At 40.2% G+C, this 22,827-nt stretch carries 23 protein-coding genes; 11 read left to right on the top strand and 12 right to left on the bottom strand.

All coding sequences use genetic code 11. The annotated features are described in order from the left end of the window. Window positions 1-38 precede the first annotated feature (38 nt). Window positions 39-479 (top strand): hypothetical protein, encoded by a 441-nt coding sequence (locus CLV81_RS05025; RefSeq protein WP_106143945.1) that lies wholly within the window; start codon window positions 39-41, stop codon window positions 477-479. On the opposite strand, the gene CLV81_RS05020 is transcribed toward CLV81_RS05025, so the two are convergent. The 4 genes from CLV81_RS05020 to CLV81_RS05005 form a co-directional block, all read right to left on the bottom strand. Further along, window positions 476-1,435, bottom strand: a complete 960-nt coding sequence (locus CLV81_RS05020; protein WP_106143944.1) for a succinylglutamate desuccinylase/aspartoacylase family protein — start codon at window positions 1,433-1,435, stop codon at window positions 476-478. The genes CLV81_RS05025 and CLV81_RS05020 overlap by 4 nt on opposite strands. Next, entirely contained in the window at window positions 1,413-2,303 is an 891-nt protein-coding gene (locus CLV81_RS05015; protein WP_106143943.1) for a RimK family alpha-L-glutamate ligase, read from the bottom strand. The genes CLV81_RS05020 and CLV81_RS05015 overlap by 23 nt, the downstream gene beginning before the upstream one ends. 107 nt (window positions 2,304-2,410) lie before the next feature. Further along, a complete protein-coding gene (locus CLV81_RS05010) occupies window positions 2,411-3,946 on the bottom strand; it encodes a sensor histidine kinase (RefSeq protein WP_106143942.1) in 1,536 nt (511 codons plus the stop codon). 6 nt (window positions 3,947-3,952) lie between these two features. Then, window positions 3,953-4,696, bottom strand: a complete 744-nt coding sequence (locus CLV81_RS05005) for a LytR/AlgR family response regulator transcription factor (RefSeq protein WP_106143941.1) — start codon at window positions 4,694-4,696, stop codon at window positions 3,953-3,955. Window positions 4,697-4,949: 253 nt separating this feature from the next. Here CLV81_RS05005 and CLV81_RS20525 point away from each other — a divergent pair, with 253 nt between their 5' ends. The 6 genes from CLV81_RS20525 to CLV81_RS04975 all read left to right on the top strand — a co-directional run bounded on the left by CLV81_RS20525 (window position 4,950) and on the right by CLV81_RS04975 (window position 11,944). Further along, on the top strand, window positions 4,950-5,591 hold the full coding sequence (locus CLV81_RS20525) for a hypothetical protein (protein ID WP_106143940.1): 642 nt from the start codon (window positions 4,950-4,952) through the stop codon (window positions 5,589-5,591). Between the two features lie 181 nt (window positions 5,592-5,772). After that, window positions 5,773-6,441 carry a succinate dehydrogenase cytochrome b subunit gene (locus tag CLV81_RS04995; RefSeq protein ID WP_106143939.1) on the top strand — a complete coding sequence of 223 codons (669 nt, stop codon included), beginning with the start codon at window positions 5,773-5,775 and terminating at the stop codon, window positions 6,439-6,441. Between the two features lie 2 nt (window positions 6,442-6,443). Further along, window positions 6,444-8,447, top strand: a complete 2,004-nt coding sequence (locus CLV81_RS04990; protein ID WP_106143938.1) for a fumarate reductase/succinate dehydrogenase flavoprotein subunit — start codon at window positions 6,444-6,446, stop codon at window positions 8,445-8,447. A gap of 6 nt (window positions 8,448-8,453) precedes the next feature. After that, a complete protein-coding gene (locus CLV81_RS04985; RefSeq protein WP_106143937.1) occupies window positions 8,454-9,200 on the top strand; it encodes a succinate dehydrogenase/fumarate reductase iron-sulfur subunit in 747 nt (248 codons plus the stop codon). A 96-nt stretch (window positions 9,201-9,296) separates the two neighbouring features. Then, window positions 9,297-11,438 (top strand): outer membrane protein assembly factor BamB family protein, encoded by a 2,142-nt coding sequence (locus CLV81_RS04980; protein WP_106143936.1) that lies wholly within the window; start codon window positions 9,297-9,299, stop codon window positions 11,436-11,438. Window positions 11,439-11,464: 26 nt separating this feature from the next. Beyond that, window positions 11,465-11,944 carry a very short patch repair endonuclease gene (locus tag CLV81_RS04975; RefSeq protein WP_106143935.1) on the top strand — a complete coding sequence of 160 codons (480 nt, stop codon included), beginning with the start codon at window positions 11,465-11,467 and terminating at the stop codon, window positions 11,942-11,944. Here the strand turns inward: CLV81_RS04975 and CLV81_RS04970 are convergent. Continuing rightward, complete coding sequence (locus CLV81_RS04970; protein WP_106143934.1) at window positions 11,928-12,635, bottom strand: XRE family transcriptional regulator; 708 nt, start codon at window positions 12,633-12,635, stop codon at window positions 11,928-11,930. The genes CLV81_RS04975 and CLV81_RS04970 overlap by 17 nt on opposite strands. Before the next feature lie 142 nt (window positions 12,636-12,777). On the opposite strand from CLV81_RS04970, the gene CLV81_RS04965 reads away from it, so the two are divergent. Further along, a complete protein-coding gene (locus tag CLV81_RS04965; RefSeq protein WP_106143933.1) occupies window positions 12,778-13,098 on the top strand; it encodes a hypothetical protein in 321 nt (106 codons plus the stop codon). On the opposite strand, the gene CLV81_RS04960 is transcribed toward CLV81_RS04965, so the two are convergent. The 7 genes from CLV81_RS04960 to trhO form a co-directional block, all read right to left on the bottom strand. Then, window positions 13,084-13,605, bottom strand: a complete 522-nt coding sequence (locus CLV81_RS04960; protein ID WP_106143932.1) for a GNAT family N-acetyltransferase — start codon at window positions 13,603-13,605, stop codon at window positions 13,084-13,086. The genes CLV81_RS04965 and CLV81_RS04960 overlap by 15 nt on opposite strands. Window positions 13,606-13,908: 303 nt before the next feature. Continuing rightward, window positions 13,909-14,562, bottom strand: coding sequence for a CoA transferase subunit B (locus CLV81_RS04955; protein ID WP_106143931.1), 654 nt, complete (start codon window positions 14,560-14,562; stop codon window positions 13,909-13,911). Between the two features lie 3 nt (window positions 14,563-14,565). Further along, complete coding sequence (locus CLV81_RS04950; RefSeq protein WP_106143930.1) at window positions 14,566-15,267, bottom strand: CoA transferase subunit A; 702 nt, start codon at window positions 15,265-15,267, stop codon at window positions 14,566-14,568. Window positions 15,268-15,364: 97 nt separating this feature from the next. Continuing rightward, the gene (locus CLV81_RS04945; protein ID WP_106144912.1) at window positions 15,365-17,689 is read right to left on the bottom strand and encodes a penicillin-binding protein 1A; all 2,325 of its coding nucleotides are present in this window, start codon (window positions 17,687-17,689) and stop codon (window positions 15,365-15,367) included. Between the two features lies 1 nt (window position 17,690). After that, window positions 17,691-18,179 carry a gliding motility lipoprotein GldH gene (locus CLV81_RS04940; protein WP_106143929.1) on the bottom strand — a complete coding sequence of 163 codons (489 nt, stop codon included), beginning with the start codon at window positions 18,177-18,179 and terminating at the stop codon, window positions 17,691-17,693. Next, window positions 18,172-19,329 (bottom strand): PSP1 domain-containing protein, encoded by a 1,158-nt coding sequence (locus CLV81_RS04935; RefSeq protein WP_106143928.1) that lies wholly within the window; start codon window positions 19,327-19,329, stop codon window positions 18,172-18,174. Before CLV81_RS04935 ends, CLV81_RS04940 begins: the two co-directional genes overlap by 8 nt. Before the next feature lie 101 nt (window positions 19,330-19,430). Further along, window positions 19,431-20,462 carry an oxygen-dependent tRNA uridine(34) hydroxylase TrhO gene (gene trhO / locus CLV81_RS04930; protein ID WP_106143927.1) on the bottom strand — a complete coding sequence of 344 codons (1,032 nt, stop codon included), beginning with the start codon at window positions 20,460-20,462 and terminating at the stop codon, window positions 19,431-19,433. 277 nt (window positions 20,463-20,739) lie between these two features. Here trhO and recA point away from each other — a divergent pair, with 277 nt between their 5' ends. The 3 genes from recA (at window position 20,740) to CLV81_RS04915 (ending at window position 22,825) form a co-directional block, all read left to right on the top strand. Beyond that, window positions 20,740-21,747, top strand: coding sequence for a recombinase RecA (gene recA, locus CLV81_RS04925; RefSeq protein WP_106143926.1), 1,008 nt, complete (start codon window positions 20,740-20,742; stop codon window positions 21,745-21,747). Between the two features lie 79 nt (window positions 21,748-21,826). Further along, entirely contained in the window at window positions 21,827-22,261 is a 435-nt protein-coding gene (locus CLV81_RS04920; RefSeq protein WP_245911922.1) for a hypothetical protein, read from the top strand. A gap of 30 nt (window positions 22,262-22,291) precedes the next feature. After that, the gene (locus CLV81_RS04915; RefSeq protein ID WP_106143925.1) at window positions 22,292-22,825 is read left to right on the top strand and encodes an RNA polymerase sigma factor; all 534 of its coding nucleotides are present in this window, start codon (window positions 22,292-22,294) and stop codon (window positions 22,823-22,825) included. Window positions 22,826-22,827: the final 2 nt, after the last annotated feature.

Here is a 22,827-nt window from a genome sequence, read left to right as displayed (position 1 = left end):
CCACTAATTGGGGTTCTACTTTTCATCGGTTGAAAATAATGAAACGGGTAAGAGAAATAGAATTCTTTAAAAACATTCGAGAAATCAGAGAATACGAATTTGGTGTTTTTTATTTCTTCGACAATCTAGTGATTTCGGAAATCAACGAAGGCGTACTTTTTGGTTGGGAAATGGCAACGAAAGCAGTGGAGGCTGCTTATGAGGTCATTGGGCGTGATAAACCTATTGCTTATATTTCCAATAGGGTGAACCATTACTCAGTAGTTCCCGCAGATTGGAGAAAGTTTTATTTCAATAGACATCAACTCAATCTCTACTCTGTGGTAGGCAGCACTCATGGAAGTTTTGCTAGTTTGGTCATGGAGCGCATGTTCTTTAGGAATAATATCAAACAGTTTTCGGATTTGGAAGAGGCCATTGATTGGAGTCTGTCAAAAATTGAAGAACAAACCACGTCCCAACAGGGTAATTACGCCTAGCGCCCTAGGTGAAAAAGTGCGTCACCTTGATTGACCACCGCTTGGTGGTTCACACAAAAAATATACCCTTCAAAAGGAGCACTGATTTTTCTGTTTTTTTTGGCAAAAGTGTCCGTAATTACACCTAACTCTTGTCCTTTGCTTACGTAAGCACCATTCGTGATTGATGGGACAAACATACCGGACCTAGGTGCTCTAATCCATCTTCGTTTTTCCAATTGTTTGGATTGTCTCTTTTTTGGTTTGGCTTCTTTTGGAAGCATTTTGTGCATGGCCAACACCCTTTGAATTCCTTCCATTCCAGCAACGATGGCACCCTCATCAAACCGCATGCTTTCCCCTCCCTCAAAGACAATAGTGGGAATCCCCATTTTAAATGTGACCTTTCTAAACGTTCCCGCAATTAGTCGCGAAGGAAAATAATATGGGGCATTGAACATTTCTGCTAATGACTTACTGTTTTCATCCGCTTCGGTATAGCGTACTTGTGGATAATTGTTCCGTTGCGCTCCTCCCGTGTGCAAGTCAATGGCAAAATCTACATGAGGCAATATTTGAGTGGTATAGTTATGTGCAATCCTGCTTGCCAAAGAACCTGTTCTGCTTCCCGGAAAACTGCGATTTACATCCTTTCCGTCAGGTACATCCCTTGAAAAATGAATAAACCCAAACACATTTAAAATGGGTACCACAATAGCCGCCCCTCGTTTTACTTGAAACATGTTCTGCTCCAACATACGCCTTAAGGTTTCAACACCATTGATTTCGTCACCATGTAATCCGGCCTGAACCAGGACAGTGGGACCCGGTTTCTTCGAGTTGAAAACATGAACAGGAATATCTATCAATGTGCCTGTGGGGAGTCGAGCAATCTTTATCTGTACCAACTTGTTTTCACCACGAGCGATAGTGTTGTCGTTGATTACAATAGTCTTATTTTCTTTTTCTGAGTGCATTTCTTTCAACAAACTGAATTATATGTTTTGCCACATTGACGTTTGTAGCTGCCTCTATTCCTTTTAATCCGGGCGAAGCGTTTACCTCCAACAAAAGAGGGCCCTTTTTTGACCTGATCAAATCTACCCCGGCAACCCCAAGTCCTAGATATTTTGTTGCATTTAATGCAATGTATATTTCTTTGGATGTAGGTGTGATTGCTTCTGTATCGGCACCTCGATGGACATTTGACCTAAACTCGTCTATATCGCTTTTTCGCTTCATGCTCGCAACTACTTTATTCCCCACAACAATTAATCGAATATCCTCTCCTTCCGCTTCTTCAATAAATTGCTGGAGCAGAATACTGGTATCCATTTTATAGAGCGTATCTATAATTGACTTTGCCGATTTTCTGGTTTCCGCCAAAATCACACCCAACCCATGTGTTCCTTCCTGAAGTTTAATGATCACGGGGGGACCTCCCAACAGCCTAATCTGTTCCTCGATGTTGTCTGGATTAATGGAAAAAAGGGTTTGGGGTATAGGAATGCCTTTTCGGGCCATAATTTGTAATGTTCTAACCTTATTTCTAGCACGGGTAATCCCCAAAGACCTTGCTGTGCTAAAAACATGGTTCATCTCAAATTGCTTCACTATTGCGGCACCATGTCGGGTAACTTTTGCTCCAATGCGCGGGATAATGGCATCGAACTCGTCTGTTACATTTTCCTCACCTAAGTAAATTTGAGGCTTGCCCTCGCCTAATTTGACAGAACATTTTGTATGGTCTATCAATTCAACATAGTGGCCAGCTTTTTGGGCCTCTTCCACAATTCTACGAGTAGAATGCACATTTAAGCTGACCGATAAAATTGCAATGTCCATTGGAACGGAACCCTAATCTTAAACTATTGTAATATCGCTTAAAAAAATTAAACCTCGCAAGAGTTTACTATCCATTTGGTGTGAAGGGAGTAAATAATCATTGAAATTTAAGCTGCTCTTGGAATGTTTACTTCTACTAAAGTGCCGGTCGCTTTTTTGTCAACGGCACTGTAGAGGTCTTTTATGCAGTACGTGAGTGGCTTTCCCAATTTTTTGCTAAACAGTTCCATTCGGTCTTTGGTCAAGGATAACCCTAAAGATTCTTTTCTTAAAACGTTTTTGGTGTTGCGCAGTTTGACTGCCTCCCTACCTATACCATTGTCCTCAATTTCAATTTTTATCATTTTTGAATCGCTGTTTTTATGGATTCTAATAGTGAGATTTTTTTCTCCTTTTTTAGTCAAAAGACCATGCCAAATTGCATTTTCCACAAAGGGTTGCAAAAAAAGGGGAGGGACCATAATCTTATTTATCCGAAGGTCTTCCTCTACTTCAATTTTAAAATGAATATCATTCTTGAATCTATTATTTTCAATTTCTACGTAAACTTTCAAGATGTCCAATTCTTCCTCAAGCGAAATTTGTTCCTTTCTTGAGCTCTCTAAAATATTTCGTATCAACTTTGAAAACTTGGTGAGAAAATATATCGCCTTTTCCCTATCATTTTCAATAAAATAGGATTTTATGGAGTTGATTGCATTAAAAATAAAGTGAGGACTCATTTGACTACGAAGTGCATCCAATTTTAATTGGGAGAATTTGTTTTCAAATGCTATGGTAAGTTTCTCCGTGCGTTCCCTATGGGCTTCGGCGGTAAGTTCAACAACGTTGGATTTGGTTTGTTCCAGTTCTTCGGAAAGTGTTCTATTCATACTATCCGTAATAATCTGATTCTCCTCCAATTGGGAAATATACTTTTTCTGAATCTCATCATTTTCCATGTAGACAAGCTTTTGTTCCAAACCGATGGCCAAGGCAAATAGGAGGCTTTCCACTAAAATACCTAGATAGAGAATGTAGAGGTATTGGTCGTTGACCCTAACGTTTTTGATGGTGGAAATGAACAACAGCAGATAGGTGGTCCCCAACACAAACATTCCTGTGAAAATGTATTTTTTTATCATCATTTTCTGCTTGTATACCATGTGAAACACCCAAAAGAATATGATATAACCCGTTGGGATGTAGACCATTCCATGAAAATAATCTATCAAATAGGATCTGGGGTTTGCCATCTGTAACCCATAGAGCATTAAGTATACAGGGGAAACAATTAAATAGTAATACCCAATAATTCGTATTGCTTTAGGATGTTTCTCTTTGAGTCTCATAATATGGATAATGAAATATGTAAAGAGAAGTGTGCCCAATAGCTGAGTAGGGTAATGAATCCACATAGAGAAACTCCTTCCCGAATCAGATTCAAAAAATCCAGTAAAAAAGACACCCTTTATGTATCTGAGAAGACCTATGCCGCTTACCAGTGTGTACAGACTGTAAAGAAGAAAAAAGAGTTTTTTATGCTGAAAATATTGTATCAGAAAAAATATAAAAAGATAAAAAAGGACCACCACCACCATAAAGCCCAATCCGTTCTCACTACTGTTTTCTAAAAATTGCAGTATAGTTGCACTACCCTTCATAAGGCGCTAGCAATGAACCATTTTTCGTAAAAACGCATCTTTCTTTATTCGAGATACCGAGATTTTTTTGTCGTTCGATAATACCACATACCCTTCCGCTCTTATATACTCTACAACTTTCAAGGTGTTTATAACAAAAGAGTTGTGAACTCTAAAAAAGGTACGCTCAGGAAGTAATGCCTCTACTTCCTTTAATTTTTTGGAAACACAAAAACTCTTTGAAGAATCCAAAAAGATGTTGGTATAATTCCCATCTGACTCGCAGTAGACTATCTCATCAGTTTTTGCAAATAGTATTTTTCCATTCACAGGAAATTGAACCATTTGTTTCGCATTGGATTTAGTGAATGCATCAAGGGTTTCCTGAAACCGATTATGAAAACTACTGGATAGGTTTTGCTTTTCCAATTTTACAATAATGGACCTTATGTCTTCTTCATCCACAGGTTTTAGTAGATAGTCAAGAGCGCTTTCCTTAAATGCTTTTATGGCATACTGATCATAAGCTGTGGTGAATACAATGGCAAAGTCTCGATAGGTCAGTTTTTGCAATAGGGAAAAGCCATTCATTTCAGGCATTTCTATATCAAGAAAAACACAATCTGGTTTTAGGTAGTTAATTCCAGATATAGCATCGATTGCTGAAGAGAAGGTGTCCACAACGCGTATTTTATCTGGAAACTTCTGCAATTCATAAGTAAGTCCATTGATTGCTCCAGATTCATCATCTACAATGACTGCTTTTATCATGGGGTTATACTTTTCAGCAAATTACATCAGCTTTTAACCTCCAGATCCTATTTTCTTATGGATGGTTCACTACAGTGTATAAACCGCTTTTTTAACTTATAGAGTGCATTTGGAGTTTTATTGGCCAAGAAAAGCAATGTATACACTTTAACCTGTTCAATACAAAGTAGTTCCCTCATCATATAACCCAGCATGATGGGCTCTTTATCATGCATTTTAGCTTTACCCTTTCAATTTTAAATTTAAATCTGTTATGCAAACAAAAGCAAATGTAATTTATGGAATAACAATCTTATTCCTTGGGGTCTTCTTTTTGACCTCATGCTCCGCAGAGGACGGCGAAACTGGGCCAGCAGGTCCTCAGGGTCCTCAAGGTGAACAAGGAGTAGCGGGGCCCGCTGGAGCTGATGGAGCCGACGGTGCAGATGGAGCCGACGGTGCACAGGGAGAACAGGGAGAAACTGGAACAGCCAATGTAATTTACTCTAATTGGATTGATTCTGAGTTTGATGCCAATATCACTGATCCAGCAGCTGGTGTCGATTTATCAGCCCCAGGCCTTACCCAAGAAATTATAGATCAAGGAACAGTTTTAGTTTTTGGTAGGAACATTGTAATTCCATCTCCCGAAATTTTTCCTTTGCCACAGGTCATTGTCAACGATAACCATGGCTTTAGAATTAATGGGGTTGGAAACATTCGGCTTACCATTGCATCCCTGGATGGTAGTAATGTAGGGTCTCCTGTTATTGAAGATTATCGCTATGTCCTAATTCCTGGTGGACAACCTGACGATGACGGTGGAGGAATCATAATAACCTCCAAATCTTCGGAGTACGACTACTCCAAAATGTCGTACGAAGAAATTGCGGATTTGTTCAACATAGAAGATTAATTGGTCTTCAAATGGTCCAAACCAAAAAGTTCCCCTTTTTTTTAAATCCCACTTAAAATGCTCAACCTACTTTTTTATCCTAACAATCCGTTTATATTGATTCTAAATTAGCTGCTTTGAAAAGTTGAAAACTTGTTAAAAACTCATCCGTGCCGTAAATTTGACTGTAAAATCAGCACTAATGAGTGGATTTGTAAAATCTTCGATAGCCCGTAAAGTAGTGATGGCACTTTCGGGTCTTTTTTTGGTTGTTTTCTTAACGCAGCATTTCGTCATCAACATTACTTCTGTCATTGATCCCGAAACCTTTAACACCTGGTCCCATTTTATGGGATACAACCCTTTGGTACAATATCTTTTACAACCTATTTTGATTGCTGGGGTAATCATTCACTTTGTGATGGGGTTTGCCTTGGAAATCCAAAACAAAAAGGCACGAAACATAGGATATGCCAAATTCAAAGGTAGCGCCAATGCTTCATGGGTTTCAAGAAATATGATTTACTCAGGTTTGGTGGTACTCGCTTTTCTAGCACTTCACTTTTATGATTTTTGGGTACCGGAAATGGTCTACAAATATGTAGAGGTCAACCCTGAAATGCCAACAAGATATCATGAAGAGACCGTACATAAATTCGAACCATTTTGGAGGACCGTTCTCTACGTGATCTCCTTTGTGCTGTTAAGTCTTCACTTATGGCATGGCTTTTCTTCATCCTTCCAAACCATGGGAGTCAACAATAAGTACTCTGAAGGAATCAAAACATTTACTAAAATATTTTCGGTGGCTATTCCATTGGGCTTCGTTTTTATAGCCTTGTTTCACCACCTTAACCCATTAACACATTAATCATGGGCAAATTGGATTCAAAGGTTCCCTCTGGTCCCTTAGCGGACAAATGGACCAAACATAAGAATGAAATAGACTTGGTGAACCCTGCCAACAAAAGAAACATTGATATCATTGTAGTGGGCACAGGTTTGGCAGGAGGTTCTGCCGCTGCTACTTTAGCAGAACTTGGTTATAATGTGAAAACATTTTGCTATCAAGATTCTCCCAGACGAGCACACTCCATTGCAGCTCAAGGTGGAGTAAATGCAGCAAAGAATTATCAAGGAGATGGCGATAGTGTTTATCGCCTGTTTTATGACACAATTAAAGGTGGGGATTATCGCTCCCGTGAAGCTAATGTGCATCGATTAGCCGAAGTTTCCACTAATATTATTGACCAATGTGTAGCACAAGGTGTTCCTTTTGCGCGCGAATATGGAGGCCTCCTGGATAATCGTTCCTTTGGAGGGGTTTTGGTTTCCAGAACGTTCTATGCCAAAGGACAAACGGGACAGCAGTTGCTTTTAGGAGCTTATTCCGCCATGAACCGTCAAATTCAAAGAGGAAAAATCAAATCCTATACACGTCACGAAATGTTGGATTTGGTTCTTGTCGATGGCAAAGCCCGTGGAATAATAGCTAGGGATTTGGTAAGCGGTGAGATTGAAAGACATTCCGCTCACGCCGTAGTTTTGGCCACAGGCGGTTATGGAAACTTGTTCTTCTTATCCACCTATTGTATGGGAGCAAACGTGATGGCTGCCTGGAGGGCGCACCGAAAAGGAGCATATTTTGCGAATCCTTGTTTTACTCAGATTCACCCAACTTGTATTCCGGTTTCAGGAGACCATCAATCTAAGTTGACTTTGATGTCAGAGTCACTTCGTAACGATGGAAGAATTTGGGTGCCTGCTAAAATAGAAGATGCTGAAGCGATTAGAGCTGGGAAACTTAAACCCACCGAGATTGCCGAAGAGGACAGAGATTACTATCTGGAAAGACGTTACCCAGCTTTCGGAAACTTGGTACCTCGTGATGTGGCTTCAAGAGCTGCCAAAGAACGTTGCGATGCTGGCTACGGTGTGAACAAAACCGGTGAAGCGGTTTATCTAGATTTTGATGCGGCCATCATGCGTTACGGCCGTGAAAAAGCGTTAACCTCAGGGATGAAAAATCCTGATGATGCTACCGTACGAAAACTAGGAGAGGAAATCGTAGAAGCAAAATACGGGAACCTTTTCCAGATGTATGAAAAAATCGTGGATGAGAATCCATATAAAACTCCAATGAAGATTTATCCAGCGGTTCACTATACCATGGGTGGTCTTTGGGTGGATTACAACCTACAAACTACTATCCCAGGTTGTTATGCAGCTGGTGAAGCCAACTTTAGCGACCACGGTGCAAACCGATTGGGGGCATCTGCATTGATGCAAGGTTTGGCGGATGGTTATTTTGTTTTGCCATACACCATTGGAGATTACCTTTCTGATGATATCCGTACCGGACCAATTTCTACCGAAACTACTGAATTTGATGAAGCCGAAAAAGCAGTTCGTGAGCGTATTGAAAAGTTAATGTCTGGAAGTGGCATCCACTCGGTAGATTATTATCATAAAAAACTGGGTAAAATCATGTGGAACAAATGTGGTATGTCCAGAAACGAAAAAGAGTTGAAAGAGGCCATGAAAGAGATTGCGGAATTACGTAAAGATTTCTGGGAAAACGTAAAAATTCCAGGAACTGCATATTCCAAAAATCAAGAGCTTGAAAAAGCAGGTAGAGTAGCTGATTTCTTAGAGCTTGGTGAACTTTTCGCTATGGATGCGCTTGAGCGTAATGAATCCTGTGGTGGACACTTTAGAGAGGAATATCAAACCGAAGAGGGTGAAGCGCTGCGTGATGACGAAAACTTCAAATTTGTTTCTGCTTGGGAATATACAGGAGAACCTAGTAAGTCCAAGTTGCATAAGGAAGATTTGAAATATGAAAACATTAAAGTAAAGACAAGGTCTTATAAATAAATTGCTATGAAACTATATTTAAAAATTTGGCGCCAAAAGAATGCAGATTCCAAAGGTTCCATGGTGGACTACACTCTAGATGGTGTGGAAAGCGACATGTCCTTTCTTGAAATGCTGGATATATTGAATGAGGAATTGATTTCAAAAGGTGAAGAACCGGTTGAATTTGACCACGATTGTCGCGAAGGTATTTGTGGTACTTGTTCATTAATGATTAATGGACAACCTCATGGACCGGATTCAAGAATTACCGTATGTCAATTGCACATGCGAAGTTTTAACGATGGGGATGAAATTGTAATTGAGCCATGGAGAGCCACAGCTTTTCCTATCATCAAGGACCTCATTGTTGACCGAAGCGCTTTTGATAGAATTCAACAAGCTGGTGGTTACATTTCTGTGAACACTTCAGGTAGACCTGTAGATGCAAATGCCATCCCTATTGAAAAAGAAATGGCTGATAAGTCGTTTAATGCAGCGACTTGTATTGGCTGTGGTGCTTGTGTCGCCGCATGTAAAAATGCCAGTGCTATGCTATTTACCTCAGCTAAGGTTTCTCAATTCGCTTTGCTACCTCAAGGACAAGTAGAAGCTGCAGAACGTGTACAGAATATGGTTCGCCAAATGGACTTGGAAGGATTTGGCAACTGTACCAACACAGGTGCTTGTGAAGTGGAGTGTCCTAAAGGAATTTCCTTAGAGAATATCGCCCGTATGAATCGGGAGTATCTTTCTGCTAGTGTGAAAGGATAACATTTATTCCTGTAATCCAGGAGTTCAAATAACAAAGCCCAAATTCCAAATGGAGTTTGGGTTTTTTTTATCTTACATACTAAACCAAAACACTTTATGCTTATTCATCGTCCTCTCATAAGAGGCTTGCTTTTGCCACTCCTACTTTCGTTGGCTTTTATTGCTGGTTGTTCAAAACAAAAGGAAACATCTACATACGAGACATGGAGCACGTATCTCGGTGATAAAGCCAACACTCACTTTACCACACTTAACGAAATCGATTCGACAAACGTTTCCTCCTTAAAAATAGCCTGGGAATACGAATCTGAAGATTTTGGACAGATGCAAATGAATCCAATTGTTGTGGATACCCTGCTTTATGGTGTTACGGCAGCTTTACGCGTTGTGGCGTTACATGCAGCGACTGGAGAACAGGTCTGGCAATTTGGTGAAAAATTGGAAGCTTGGCATTCTACAAGCAGAGGGGTAACCTATTGGTCAAAAGGAGAGGACAAACGGATTTTATTTACTCGAGGCTCACAACTTTGGGCACTTAATGCCCTAACCGGAGAGCCTATTTCTTCCTTCGGGAATAAGGGTTCCATAGATTTGAGGTCAGGACTTCCAGATTCAGCCAAAGAGAAATTTGTCATATCCAATACTCCAGGTATCATCCACGAGGATAAGATTATCATGCCCTTGCGTGTTTCGGAAGATATCGGCGCTGCTCCCGGTAACCTTATGGCCCTTAATGTGGAGACCGGTGCTCTAGCCTGGGTCTTCCATACCATTCCCTTACCTGAAGATCCCGCATACAAAACCTGGAAAGATGAAGAGTCAATTCAAAAAGGACACGTAGGTGGAGCCAATAACTGGGCTGGAATGGCCCTTGATGCTGAAAACGAAATTCTTTATGTTCCTACGGGTTCTGCTGCCCCAGATTTTTACGGAGGCATTCGAAAAGGAGAAAATCTTTATGCCAATTCTTTATTAGCCTTGGATGTAAACACTGGTAACCTCCTATGGCACTTCCAATTTACACATCATGATGTTTGGGACCGCGACCCACCTGCTCCTCCCAATTTGATGATGTTAAGCAATAATGGAAAATCGATACCTGCCGTTGTTCAAGTAACCAAACAAGGATATGTTTTTGCTTTTAATAGATTAACGGGTGAACCCCTATTTAATGTTGAGGAACGTAAAGTTCCCCAATCCTCTTTAACAGGCGAAGAAACATGGCCTACCCAACCATTTCCAGTAAAGCCCAAACCTTTTGCTAGGCAATCCAATGAAATCTCCTTAGAAAACATTAGCCCTTTTGCGCCAAACAAAGAAGAACTCAAAAGGATGCTGGAGCAAGCCAACAATGCTGTTTATGCGCCGCCTTCGCTTGACCCAGTTTTGCTGCTTCCTGGGTACGATGGAGGCGCAGAATGGGGAGGTGCAGGTGTAGACCCCGAAAACGGAATACTTTATGTCAACTCCAATGAAATGCCATTTATACTGCGAATGGGTAAAGATTCACTAACTCCAGCTGAAAACGATGCCATTACAGGAAAAAGTCTGTATGCCAAATATTGTAGTGTATGCCATCAGCGAAATCGCGAAGGTGCTATTCAAAGTGGGTATCCCTCCCTAGTTGGGCTTAAAACAAAACTATCAGAATTGGAAACAAAACAAATCATCCAAAAAGGAAAGGGCATGATGGTTGGTTTTCCGCAGCTAAGTGATGAGGAAGTAGATGGTCTTATTGCTTTCCTGTATGATGAACCAGATAAGATGGAGGTTACTTCAAACAATAGGGATGAATACCCAAAACTGCCTTATCGCCATTTGGGCTATACCAAATTCTTGGACAGCAATGGCCTTCCGGCAATTGACCCTCCATGGGGAACCTTACATGCCATCAATATGAACACTGGAGACTATGTATGGTCCATTACCCTTGGGGATACTCCCGGACTGGAAAATAAAACAGGAGAACATACAGGATGTGAAAGTTATGGAGGACCCATTATAACTGAAAATGGCCTCCTTTTTATAGCTGGAACCAAAGATGGTTTTTTCAGGATATTTGATCGTCATAATGGAAAACTGCTATGGCAGTATAAATTACCAGCTGCCTCTTTTGCTACGCCTGCCACCTATCAGGTAAACAACAAACAATATATAGCCTTGGCTTGTGGGGGAGAAAAACTGGGAACCCCAAAAGGAAACAAGATTATTGCCTTTGCTCTACCAGACAACCCCTAAAGTTCAACTATTTTTAAATCTTTCCGATGGCCGATTATAATTCCAAAGAGCGTATTAAAGTTCCTCGTTTCAATGAGGAATCTGGGTTTTACACTACACCTGAGCGTTCTAAAATTATGAGCAAGATTCGTGGAAAGAATACCAAACCTGAGTTACTATTTAGAAAGGCCCTTTGGGAGGCAGGATACAGATACCGTATTGATTATAAAAAGTTAATAGGGAAACCTGATATCGCTTTAAAAAAATACAAAACTGTGATTTTTATCGATGGCGAATTCTGGCATGGACATAACTGGGATGAGAGAAAACATAAGATAAAAAGTAATAGAGAGTTCTGGATTCCAAAAATAGAACGGAACATCCAAAGGGACCTAGAAGTGAATGAACAATTAAAACAGATGGGCTATACCGTTTTTCGTTTTTGGGAAAATGATGTCAAAAAACATCTTAGTGAATGTCTAGACGAAGTATTGGATCATTTAAGTGACATTAAAGCTGCTTTTTGACCACCTTAAAGAGCTGCTGCACATTACTTATCGGTAACTCAAAATCACTAAACTCGGGAGAACCATTTAAATGGGTACAACTTATTGTTTTTTGATTCATATCAACCCCAATGATTTTTTTACAAGTAATTCTTTCGGGCAATACCAATACCATAACGGTATCAATGAAGGATTCCGGTTCTTTGAATATCTCCTTCTTGGAATACTCCACACCAAGAACAATGGATTTGTTCGGGATGGAATCAATAGTCCCATCATCCATAGAATCTCCGGTAATTTCGAATGCTTTATATGAACTTTCAGATAGCGTTTCCACTACAAAACCTGACTTCATTTTACCCTTGGCATTCTCTTGATCCTCTACGTTCTTTACATATTCGGGCTGGATTTCGGCTAAGAGCAATGGTACTACAACAAAGTATTTACCAAAATCTAAAGGATAGCACCTACTTCCAAAATGATCAAATGGCTTTCGTTTAGCATAAGTGGCCTCTTCGTCATTTATTTTGTGGATGTATAAATCCGCGACGTTTAAATCAAAAAAAGCCGCAATTTTATTTAGATTTTTCGTTGGAATATTTGCGTTTTCCTGTTCATACGTCTGGATGGTACGGAGACTTACCCCTACCGCTTTTGCCAAATCTGTTTGGGTCGCCCCCTTCTTTTTTCTAAACTCTTTAATTATCTGCATATTCTATAGAATCCGCAATTATTTTCATATATTTGATTCTGCGCAGCTAGACCTTACATTTCTGTAATTGGGTTACAGACCAAATATAGAAAACTAGGATTTGACCCCAACATATGAATTGATAAACCACTAAAACATCAATATGGGTTCAATCAAAAAACTTGATCTAGTTATTAAAAGCGATGCTATTTTTTCCAAAGAAGACTACGGAAAACCCATTAGCGAACAACTTTCCACCATTCTTCGTAGAAATGTTACCAAGAATGATTACGCCAACATCGCCTCAAGAGTAAACGTTAGCTTTTCCACAATTAGAGACGTTGTCTATAGAACGAATAGTCTAACAAAGACCAATGCGAAGGCCATTTCCCTGCTCATTCATACCGCATTTGAAAATTCGATAGCCTTAAAACTTCAAGCAGATGGCGATATTTTGTTTTTGGATGGATTACTCAAAATCTAATCGCATCAACCAGTCTGTTTGTTCGTCTTTTCCCATAAAAAATGAATGCTCTCCAAACTTGTGGAAGCCATTTCTTTCGTAAAACCGAATAGCCTTGGTATTATGTTCCCAAACCCCTAACCACATAAAATAAACCCCTTTTTGGTCCTTAGATAATTGGATTGCCTTATCGAGCATCCAACGTCCGAACTTTTTACCTTGGTGTTCTACCAGAACATAAATACGTTCCAATTCTATTGAATTCTTATCTTTTACATCAGTTTGTGCTCCAGCTTGATTCAATTTTAAATATCCGACCAACTCATCTTTTTCCAATACAAAATAGAAATCCGAAGCTTTGTTCTGAAGTTCATTTTTCAATTTTTTCCGGGTAAAGGCATGTGCTACATATTTACGAAACTCATGGGGATCATTATCTGTTTCAAATGTGTCTTCAAAAGTCTTTTTTGAAATCCACAAAAGCATTTCCAAATCGGATAGGTTACATTTTCTAAGTTCAAGCTCCATAGACCTCAAAATAATGCAAAAAAAAAGCCGACTCTACAGTCAGCTTCAAAATTTCTTATCTAGTTCAGTTCTTAAAGCATAAAAAGCTTTCTTATCAATAACACAAAACCGGTTAGAAAATCGTTTCGGTACACTTGTACAGTGTCTTCCGTTGCAGTGGTGTTTAATTTGGATGCCATGGTAAAAATTTAGGATTACAATTTGTCGAAAAAATCGAACAATTCAAAGGTATTTTTTGTTTTTTTCCTAACGAAATGAATGTTGTGTAACCCAAAGTTTTTGTTGTGAACGGTGTTAAGGCCCTTATAGCACCATTTCTGGTATATTTCCTTCAATAATCAGGTTTCCTTCCGTTGCCCTTTCGATTTCTTGGGTGCTTATTCCAGGTGCACGCTCCAAGAGTTTAAAACCATCCGGAGTGACTTCCAGAACGGCCAAATTTGTAACTATCTTTTTCACACATCCCACACCAGTTAAAGGCAAGGTACATCTTTTAAGCAGTTTTGATTTTCCCGCCTTGTTGGTGTGCATCATGGCTACAATGATGTTTTCTGCGGAGGCCACCAAATCCATAGCACCTCCCATACCTTTTACCATTTTGCCAGGTATCTTCCAATTGGCAATGTCACCATTCTCTGCAACTTCCATGGCTCCCAAGATGGTAAGGTCCACATGTTGGCCACGAATCATTCCAAAACTTAATGCAGAATCAAAAAAAGAAGCCCCTGGCAAGGTGGTTATGGTCTGCTTCCCCGCATTGATGATGTCTGCATCTTCCTCTCCTTCGAAAGGGAAAGGACCCATGCCCAAAACGCCGTTCTCGCTTTGAAACTCCACACTAATGTCCTCTCGTACAAAATTCGCCACCAAAGTGGGTATGCCAATCCCTAAATTGACATAATATCCGTCCTTTACTTCTTTTGCAATACGCTGTGCTATTCCGTTTTTATCTAACATATTTTATGCTTTGGCCCTAACGGTTCGTTGTTCAATTCGTTTTTCGTAGTGCTCTCCTTGAAAAATACGTTGCACAAATATTCCCGGTATATGGATTTCATTGGGGTCCAAACTACCTGCTGGAAGCAGTTCTTCCACTTCTGCCACCGTAATTTTGGCCGCTCCGCACATACAAGGATTAAAGTTTCTTGCTGTTCCTTTGAAAATAAGGTTCCCTGCCTCATCACCTTTCCAGGCCTTTACAAAAGAAAAATCCGCCTTAAATGCTGGCTCCAATACATACATCTTCCCATCAAACTCTCGGGTTTCCTTTCCTTCTGCGACCTCCGTTCCATACCCCGCAGGTGTGTAGAATGCAGGAAATCCTGCTTGAGCCGCTCTACATTTTTCTGCCAATGTACCTTGAGGGGTTAATTCCACCTCCAGCTCTCCACTAAGCATTTGTCTCTCAAATTCGTCGTTTTCGCCCACATAGGAAGACACCATTTTTTTGATTTGTTTATTATGTAGCAACAATCCCAATCCAAAATCATCAACCCCGGCATTGTTTGAAATGCATGTAATATCCTTTACGCCCAGTTTTACCAACTCCGCAATGGCATTTTCGGGGATGCCACAGAGGCCAAAGCCCCCCAGCATAAATGTCATTCCATTTGCTACCCCTTTCAAGGCTTCCTCAACATTTGGGACTGTTTTTTTTATCATATTTCCATTTCTTTTTAAAGGTTTTTCAAAATACGATATAAATAAAAAAGCCCCAAGATTAAAGTTTCTTAGGGCTCAAGTTTTTTAGCTGATATAACTAGAAATCCAGTTCAAGATCGTCCTCGGTATCCAGTTCTTTTTGGATTTCTTCCAAGACCTTGGTGCAGTCCACATTTATTGATAAATCCTCCGGTTCTTCGAACTCGCCTTGGGAAACTCCTAGTTCTTCGTTCGCGTAATTCTTCTTCATATACAGCGCCCAAATAGGTAAAGCCATCGATGCCCCCTGTCCATAAGCCAATCTAGAAAAATGCGCAGCTCTGTCTTCGCCACCAACCCAAACTCCTGTCACCAAGTTTGGCACCATGCCCATAAACCAACCATCACTCTGGTTCTGAGTAGTTCCCGTTTTTCCTGCGATTGGATTGGTGAGCTCATAGGGATATCCTGTGATTATCTCTTTGTACACACTTTGATTTTTAGCAAAGGAATGTCTTAGTCTTCCTCCAGAGCCATATCGTGTTACCCCTTCCATAAGATTGACCATAGCATAGGCAACATCCTTGCTCAGAACATCCTTGGTCTCCGGCATATATTCATAAAGCACCGTTCCATTTTTATCTTCAATTCTGGTTACCATTACCGGCTTCACATAAACCCCTTGATTCGCAAAAGTGCCATAGGCCCCCACCATTTCATACACATTAAAATCCGGTGTTCCCAAAGCTATTGATGGGACTTCCGGAATTTCTCGTGTTAATCCCATGTTTTTGGCAATACTAGCTACTGATGATGGACCCACTTTATCAATTAACTGCGCGGTAATTGTATTAATGGAGTTTGCTAAAGCCTTTTTTAATGTCAAGTTTTCACCAGAATATTTACCGTCCGAATTTTTAGGGCACCATGCCTCTGGGTTACCATGCTTAAGCGGTTCTATACAATATTGATTATCTGGCAGAGAATCACAAGGAGAATACCTCAGCTGGTCAATAGCGGCTGCATACACAAAAGGCTTGAATGTTGACCCTGCCTGTCTTGCCCCTTGAATCACATTGTCATATTGAAAGTGCTTATAGTCTATTCCTCCAACCCAGGCTTTAACATGACCAGTTTGGGGTTCCATGGACATCATTGCGGTACGCAAAAAGGTCTTGTAATACCGGATAGAATCCATAGGGGTCATTATGGTGTCTTTTTCGAAGGAATCACTGTTCCAATCAAAAACGGTCATTTCCGTTTTTTTGCGGAATGAAGCTCGAATTTCATTTTCAGATACGCCCTGCCGTTTCATAGCCTTCCATCGCGCAGAAACTTTCATGGCCCTTTCCATTATATTATCAATCTCGAAAGATTCCAGTTCCAAGAAAGGAGCTGTTGGATTTCTGTCCGGTGTGTTCTGATGAAAAAACTCGGCTTGAAGTCGTTTCATGTGTTCTTGAACAGCATCTTCTGCGTTTTTCTGCATTCTTGAATCCACGGTGGTGTACACCTTTAATCCGTCCAGATAAATGTTATACTTTTCTCCATCAGGCTTTGGATTTTCGTCAATCCATTTGTTCAAGTAACGCTGCAGGTACATTCTAAAATAGGTGGCCAGTCCTTCACGGTGTGACTCTGGACTAAAATTCAAATCCATTTCCAATGCCTGCAAAGAATCTTTTTCCATTTCAGTGATGTACCCGTATTTGGCCATTTGCCCCAAAACCGTATTCCTTCTATTTAATACGAGTTCTTCTCTTCGAATAGGATTGTACAGGGAAGAGTTTTTCAACATCCCTACCAACACAGCAGATTCCTCTGTTTTTAACTCGTTGGGTTCCTTGCCAAAATAAATCCGGGCTGCCGAACGTATACCATCAGCTGCATACCCAAAATCATATTGGTTCAGATACATTTGAACAATCTCCTCTTTGGTGTATTGTCTTTCAAGACGGGTGGCAATCACCCATTCCTTGATTTTCTGTACTATTCTTCCAAAACCTCCAGAAGGTTTTTTGGTAAAGAGCAATTTGGATAGTTGCTGAGATATTGTACTGGCACCACCTTTACTTCCTAAAAAAGCTACCGCTCTTATCGTCCCTCTGGCGTCGATACCAGAATGTTCAAAATAACGGGCATCTTCAGTGGCCACCAATGCGTTGACCAGGTTTTCTGGAAGTTCGCTAAAAGGCACCGGTGTTCTATTGTCATCCAAATAAAACTTTCCCAGAGTCTCTCCATCTGAGGAGATTATTTCAGTGGCCAGGTTGGTATTTGGATTTTCCAAATGCTCAAAGGTGGGCATGGTGCCAAATGCACCCCATGAAGCCAACAAGAACAGTAAGAGTACTGCAAACATTCCGGCCCCAAAAAGAATCCAGAACCACTTGATGTACTTTCCAAAGCCTTGTGGTTGATTTTTCTTTGTTTTTTTCGCCATTTTATTGGGAGATTTTTTCAATTTCCAGACCTATATCTGTAATGCCTTCCAAAACGGGGATGCCATCGATATCCCCATTTTTTCTCATGGCATGGGTAACTTTTACTTTATATACGCCAGAATCCGGAAAAACGATGCCTTCCCTATACCATAATTTGCTTTCCTTGACACTTCCAAGTCCCTTCCCTAGCCATTCTCCAGTAGGTTTCGCCATAGCATATTCCAAGGTATCCTTCTGTGTATTACCATCTGGATATTCTAACTCCGTAATGAGGAAAAGATTGCTAAACTCGAAATTATTATCATTTCTGATGTTTATGTACATATTGTGTGTTTGCAAAGAATCCAAATCAGAAAACTCAAAATTCACGGGTCTGTCCATAGCCCAGCTCCCTTCTTTTAAAGTTTCAAATTTTGAAAACTCCAGTTTAGAGTTACAAGAGACCAAACTAAGCAGCAAACAAAGACAAATTAGAATTCGATTAAGCATTGGAAGGGGCTTTGGGTTTGCTTTTTCTATTCTTTTTACTTCTCTTTTTCTTCTTTTTGGGCCTATCAAACCGAGTAAGACTGTCTTGACCAACAACGTTTTCAAATACCAGCTTCTCTTCGCTCACATTATCTTGGGCATATTCCTCTAGACTGGCGATTTTTTGGTTTTTCTTGTTGAGTTCCAAAATTTCATGTACCTGTTCTTTATGCAAGGCATGCCAAGTAGCTGGGTCATCCTTATAAGAAAACCAAAGAGTTTCTTTGAAGATGTCTGCTTTTTGACAAAAGGCAATTCCCTTTTTGGTTTGAAGTTTACTGTCCTGAGATGGGAAATCTTTCAATGCCTCCAAATACATGTCCAACTCGTAGTTCAAACAGCACTTCAGCTTACCGCACTGTCCTGCTAATTTCTGTGGATTCAACGCTAATTGCTGATACCTTGCAGATGCCGTACTTACCGATCTAAAGTCGGTGAGCCAGGTTGAGCAACAGAGTTCTCTTCCACAAGAGCCGATTCCTCCTAATCGCTGTGCTTCCTGTCGATACCCAATTTGGCGCATCTCAATTCGGATGCCAAAGGCTTTGGCCATATCCTTTATCAATTGTCGAAAATCAACTCTATCTTCAGCAGTGTAATAGAATGTTGCTTTGGAACCATCACCTTGAAACTCTACATCGCTCAACTTCATTTGAAGCTTTAAAGAAATGGCGATTTCCCGGGAGCGCTTCTTAATTTCTTCTTCTTTATCCCGACATTTTTGCCAAATATCAATATCGCGTTGGGAAGCCTTTCGATAGATTTTAGGTAAGTTCTTATCCTCAGGGTCTACCTTTTTTTTCTTCATTTGCACCCGAACCAACTCGCCGGTCAAAGTCACCATTCCCACATCATGGCCAGACTTTGCTTGGGTGGCCACAATATCACCAATAACCAAAGGAAGGTTATCTACATTCCTAAAAAACTCTTTTCTGCTGTTCTTGAAACGCACCTCAACGAACTCAAAAGGTTTTTGTCCGTTGGGCAACGACATATTGGAAAGCCAATCAAAAACTGTAAGCTTGTTACAACCATCAGTGCCACAAGTTCCGTTGTTCTTGCAGCCACGCGGTTGTCCATCCTTACCGGTTGAACAACTGCTACACGCCATATTTAATATCTGGATTTAAAGAAACTTAACAAGCTTCTTTAAAAAGGGTTCATAAAAATATTTCATGTAAATATAGGACAATTTGACACAGCATGGAAATGTTATTTCTTGTAAATCAGGGCCTCTGAACGTCCTTTTCTAAATATTTTATTGCTTGCGTGTTTTCCTTTTCTCAGCGCCTTTTGTTCTTCGTAAGGTAATGCATGAACTTCCATACAATCTGTTGAACAGCAATTGTTCATGGCTTTTGCACACTCTTCACATTGAATAAAAAGAAGGTGACATGCTTCATTGGCACAGTTTACATGAGTATCACATGGTTTTCCACATTGGTGACAATTGGAAATCACATCATCGGAAATACGTTCTCCTCGTCTGTGGTCAAACACGAAGTTTTTTCCCAAAAATTTATTCTCTAAGTTCTGCTCTTTCACCTGACGCGTATATTCGATAATCCCCCCTTCGAGCTGGTATACATTTTTGAATCCTTTGTGTTTGTAATAGGCGCTGGCCTTCTCACAACGGATTCCACCTGTGCAATACATAACCAGTTTTTTATCTTCCTTGTGCTCCGCCAAATCGTTTTCAATAATGTCCAAAGAATCCCGGAAGGTATCCACATCTGGGGTTACGGCATTTTTAAAATGCCCTATCTCACTTTCATAATGATTCCGCATATCCACTAAAACCACATTAGGGTCTTCAATCAAATTGTTGAATTCCGAAGCGCCAACATGGATACCCTTGTTGGTAACATCAAAGGTGTCATCGTTTAGGCCATCCGCCACAATTTTGTTTCGGACCTTAACCTTTAACTTCAGAAAGGATTTGTTATCCTGTTCAATGGCAATATTCAACCTCACGTTCTCCAAAAAAGAGATGCTATCCAAATGTGCCTTGAACGCTTGAAAGTTTTCTGCGGGCACCGAAAGTTGCGCGTTAATTCCTTCATGAGCCACATAAATCCGCCCGAGAACGTCCAAGTCATTCCATTGGATGAATAAGTGGTTTCTAAAAATCTGGGTGTTTCCTATATGCGCATATTGGTAGAAAGAGATGGTAAGCCTATCCTTACCGGCGTCTTCTATGAGTTTCTCTCTCTCCCTTGCACTTAACGTATTGTACAGTTGCATGCTATACTAATAATTTAAGTTAAAGAGATGTTACAAAGTGAGGGCAAAGGTATAAAAGAAAAAAGACTCCCTAAATAATGCTAAGGAGTCTCTACACATGGTTTCTTTTCATAGCGCAAATTTCCCAGTTGCGGTTCAAAATGTGCTGCCCGAAGTAAGTCTTCGTTATATTGTTTATTCGAGTTAGTACACTAAAGATGTTTTAAATTCAAAAAGGTTGCGTCTCCATTGTCCATGAAAAAAGAAATGGTAATTTAGCTCGTCAAATACGAGAACAATGAGCAGCGAAAAAGAAGCGAAACTTAAAGCACTTAAACTAACCCTTGACAAGTTGGACAAAACCTATGGAAAGGGTGCCGTTATGAAGATGGGAGATAGTGTTGTAGAAGATGTAGAAGTAATTCCATCGGGATCTTTAGGTTTGGACATCGCTTTAGGCGTGGGAGGTTATCCCAGAGGTCGTGTCATTGAAATTTATGGCCCAGAATCTTCAGGTAAAACTACCCTTACGCTACATGCCATTGCGGAAGCCCAAAAAAATGGTGGAATTGCCGCTTTTATTGATGCAGAACATGCTTTTGATAGGTTTTATGCCCAAAAACTTGGAGTGGATATTGACAATCTAATCATTTCGCAGCCTGACCATGGGGAACAGGCACTGGAAATTGCCGATAACCTTATTCGCTCTGGAGCAATTGATATTGTTATTGTAGATTCTGTAGCAGCTCTTACCCCAAAAAGTGAAATTGAGGGAGAGATGGGGGATTCAAAGATGGGGCTTCATGCAAGACTAATGTCCCAAGCACTTCGTAAGCTTACATCAACAATTAGCAAGACCAACTGTACCGTGATTTTTATCAATCAGTTGAGAGAGAAAATTGGAGTAATGTTCGGCAATCCGGAAACTACAACCGGAGGTAATGCACTCAAGTTTTATGCTTCCGTCCGATTGGATATCCGAAGATCTACCCAAATCAAAGATACCGATGGAAACGTACAGGGGAACAAGACCCGAGTTAAGGTGGTGAAAAACAAAGTGGCTCCACCTTTTAAAACTGCAGAATTTGACATTATGTATGGAGAAGGAGTATCCAAGGTAGGTGAGGTCTTAGACTTGGGTGTAGCTTATGAAATTGTGAAAAAAAGCGGTTCATGGTTCAGCTACGGCGATACTAAACTTGGGCAAGGTAGAGATGCCGTAAAGGCACTTTTGGTAGATAATCCGGAACTTTCGGAAGAACTGGAAGGAAAAATCAAAGAGGCAATTGCCACTGTAAATTCATAGTTTTTACTGCTTTCTCTAAACCATAGGGAACAAAACGCAACCCTTGTTCTCCTTTAACATCTATAAAACAAAGATTTTAATGATGAAAAAGGTAGTATTAGGATGTCTTTTGGGTTTTTTGTTATTGTCATTCTCTTCATGTGATTTGAGTGATGATGGCCCAAACTTTCATTTTACCACACTTTCTGTAGTGGAGGCAAGCCTTCCTGAATCTTTCCAACTTAATCAGACCTACACAGTAGAAGTCACTTATCTACGACCGGATAGCTGTACTTTTTTTGAGGGGTTTGATGTAGCTACGGTGGCCGAAACACAAAGGAATGTTACTGTTATCGGTTCCGTAATTACTGATAACGAGACTTGCACACAGTTGGCGGAAGAAGTAACCGCCAGCTTTGAATTCAATGTTATCTTTACTGGAACCTATACATTTAGGTTCTACACTGGAGAGAATGAATCTGGAGATGCCGCTTTTATTGAATATACAGTACCTGTGGTGGAAGACACAAATTGACAACATCAATAATCCAAAATTGACCAACATTTGGATCTTGAGGAACTAATACATAACTGTAAAAACGGAAAACGTAAGGCCCAGGCTGAATTATACCGGAAATATTCCGGTATTCTTTTCGGTATGTGCCTTAAGTATTCTAGAAATAAAATTGAAGCTGAAGACAATTTGCACGACAGTTTCATCACCATTTTTGACAAAATTGGACAGTACAATTTTAAAGGTTCTTTTGAAGGTTGGATTAAGCGTGTTACCGTAAATACGGTTCTTCAGAAATATAGAAAAGAACAGTTTATGGATGTGGTTTCGGAGAACATTAGTGAGGATTCGATGGAATTGGATACGGAGGAGTTGGATGTGAGCTTATCTGCACTATTGAGTCATATACAACAACTTCCCAATAAATACAGAATCACATTCAACCTATATGTACTGGACGGTTACAGTCATAAGGAAATCAGTGAGATGTTGGGGACATCCACTGGAACGTCAAAATCAAACTTGGCTAGAGCCAAAATGATTTTGAGAGAAAAAATTAGAAAAGAAAATATAAACATTGCTTAAAT

It is taken from the genome of Flagellimonas meridianipacifica (genome assembly GCF_003001695.1).
Classification (GTDB): Bacteria; Bacteroidota; Bacteroidia; order Flavobacteriales; family Flavobacteriaceae; genus Flagellimonas; species Flagellimonas meridianipacifica.
Note: the sequence above shows the minus strand (reverse complement) of the source record. Positions and strands in the feature narration are given on the sequence as shown.

What these genes read in the sequence shown, in the direction of transcription:
- CLV81_RS05025 (WP_106143945.1), top strand. Translation starts at nt 39, where the DNA reads ATGAAACGGGTAAGAGAAATAGAATTCTTTAAAAACATTCGAGAAATC.
- CLV81_RS05020 (WP_106143944.1), bottom strand. Translation starts at nt 1,435, where the DNA reads ATGCACTCAGAAAAAGAAAATAAGACTATTGTAATCAACGACAACACT.
- CLV81_RS05015 (WP_106143943.1), bottom strand. Translation starts at nt 2,303, where the DNA reads ATGGACATTGCAATTTTATCGGTCAGCTTAAATGTGCATTCTACTCGT.
- CLV81_RS05010 (WP_106143942.1), bottom strand. Translation starts at nt 3,946, where the DNA reads ATGAAGGGTAGTGCAACTATACTGCAATTTTTAGAAAACAGTAGTGAG.
- CLV81_RS05005 (WP_106143941.1), bottom strand. Translation starts at nt 4,696, where the DNA reads ATGATAAAAGCAGTCATTGTAGATGATGAATCTGGAGCAATCAATGGA.
- CLV81_RS20525 (WP_106143940.1), top strand. Translation starts at nt 4,950, where the DNA reads ATGCAAACAAAAGCAAATGTAATTTATGGAATAACAATCTTATTCCTT.
- CLV81_RS04995 (WP_106143939.1), top strand. Translation starts at nt 5,773, where the DNA reads ATGAGTGGATTTGTAAAATCTTCGATAGCCCGTAAAGTAGTGATGGCA.
- CLV81_RS04990 (WP_106143938.1), top strand. Translation starts at nt 6,444, where the DNA reads ATGGGCAAATTGGATTCAAAGGTTCCCTCTGGTCCCTTAGCGGACAAA.
- CLV81_RS04985 (WP_106143937.1), top strand. Translation starts at nt 8,454, where the DNA reads ATGAAACTATATTTAAAAATTTGGCGCCAAAAGAATGCAGATTCCAAA.
- CLV81_RS04980 (WP_106143936.1), top strand. Translation starts at nt 9,297, where the DNA reads ATGCTTATTCATCGTCCTCTCATAAGAGGCTTGCTTTTGCCACTCCTA.
- CLV81_RS04975 (WP_106143935.1), top strand. Translation starts at nt 11,465, where the DNA reads ATGGCCGATTATAATTCCAAAGAGCGTATTAAAGTTCCTCGTTTCAAT.
- CLV81_RS04970 (WP_106143934.1), bottom strand. Translation starts at nt 12,635, where the DNA reads ATGCAGATAATTAAAGAGTTTAGAAAAAAGAAGGGGGCGACCCAAACA.
- CLV81_RS04965 (WP_106143933.1), top strand. Translation starts at nt 12,778, where the DNA reads ATGGGTTCAATCAAAAAACTTGATCTAGTTATTAAAAGCGATGCTATT.
- CLV81_RS04960 (WP_106143932.1), bottom strand. Translation starts at nt 13,605, where the DNA reads ATGGAGCTTGAACTTAGAAAATGTAACCTATCCGATTTGGAAATGCTT.
- CLV81_RS04955 (WP_106143931.1), bottom strand. Translation starts at nt 14,562, where the DNA reads ATGTTAGATAAAAACGGAATAGCACAGCGTATTGCAAAAGAAGTAAAG.
- CLV81_RS04950 (WP_106143930.1), bottom strand. Translation starts at nt 15,267, where the DNA reads ATGATAAAAAAAACAGTCCCAAATGTTGAGGAAGCCTTGAAAGGGGTA.
- CLV81_RS04945 (WP_106144912.1), bottom strand. Translation starts at nt 17,689, where the DNA reads ATGGCGAAAAAAACAAAGAAAAATCAACCACAAGGCTTTGGAAAGTAC.
- CLV81_RS04940 (WP_106143929.1), bottom strand. Translation starts at nt 18,179, where the DNA reads ATGCTTAATCGAATTCTAATTTGTCTTTGTTTGCTGCTTAGTTTGGTC.
- CLV81_RS04935 (WP_106143928.1), bottom strand. Translation starts at nt 19,329, where the DNA reads ATGGCGTGTAGCAGTTGTTCAACCGGTAAGGATGGACAACCGCGTGGC.
- trhO (WP_106143927.1), bottom strand. Translation starts at nt 20,462, where the DNA reads ATGCAACTGTACAATACGTTAAGTGCAAGGGAGAGAGAGAAACTCATA.
- recA (WP_106143926.1), top strand. Translation starts at nt 20,740, where the DNA reads ATGAGCAGCGAAAAAGAAGCGAAACTTAAAGCACTTAAACTAACCCTT.
- CLV81_RS04920 (WP_245911922.1), top strand. Translation starts at nt 21,827, where the DNA reads ATGATGAAAAAGGTAGTATTAGGATGTCTTTTGGGTTTTTTGTTATTG.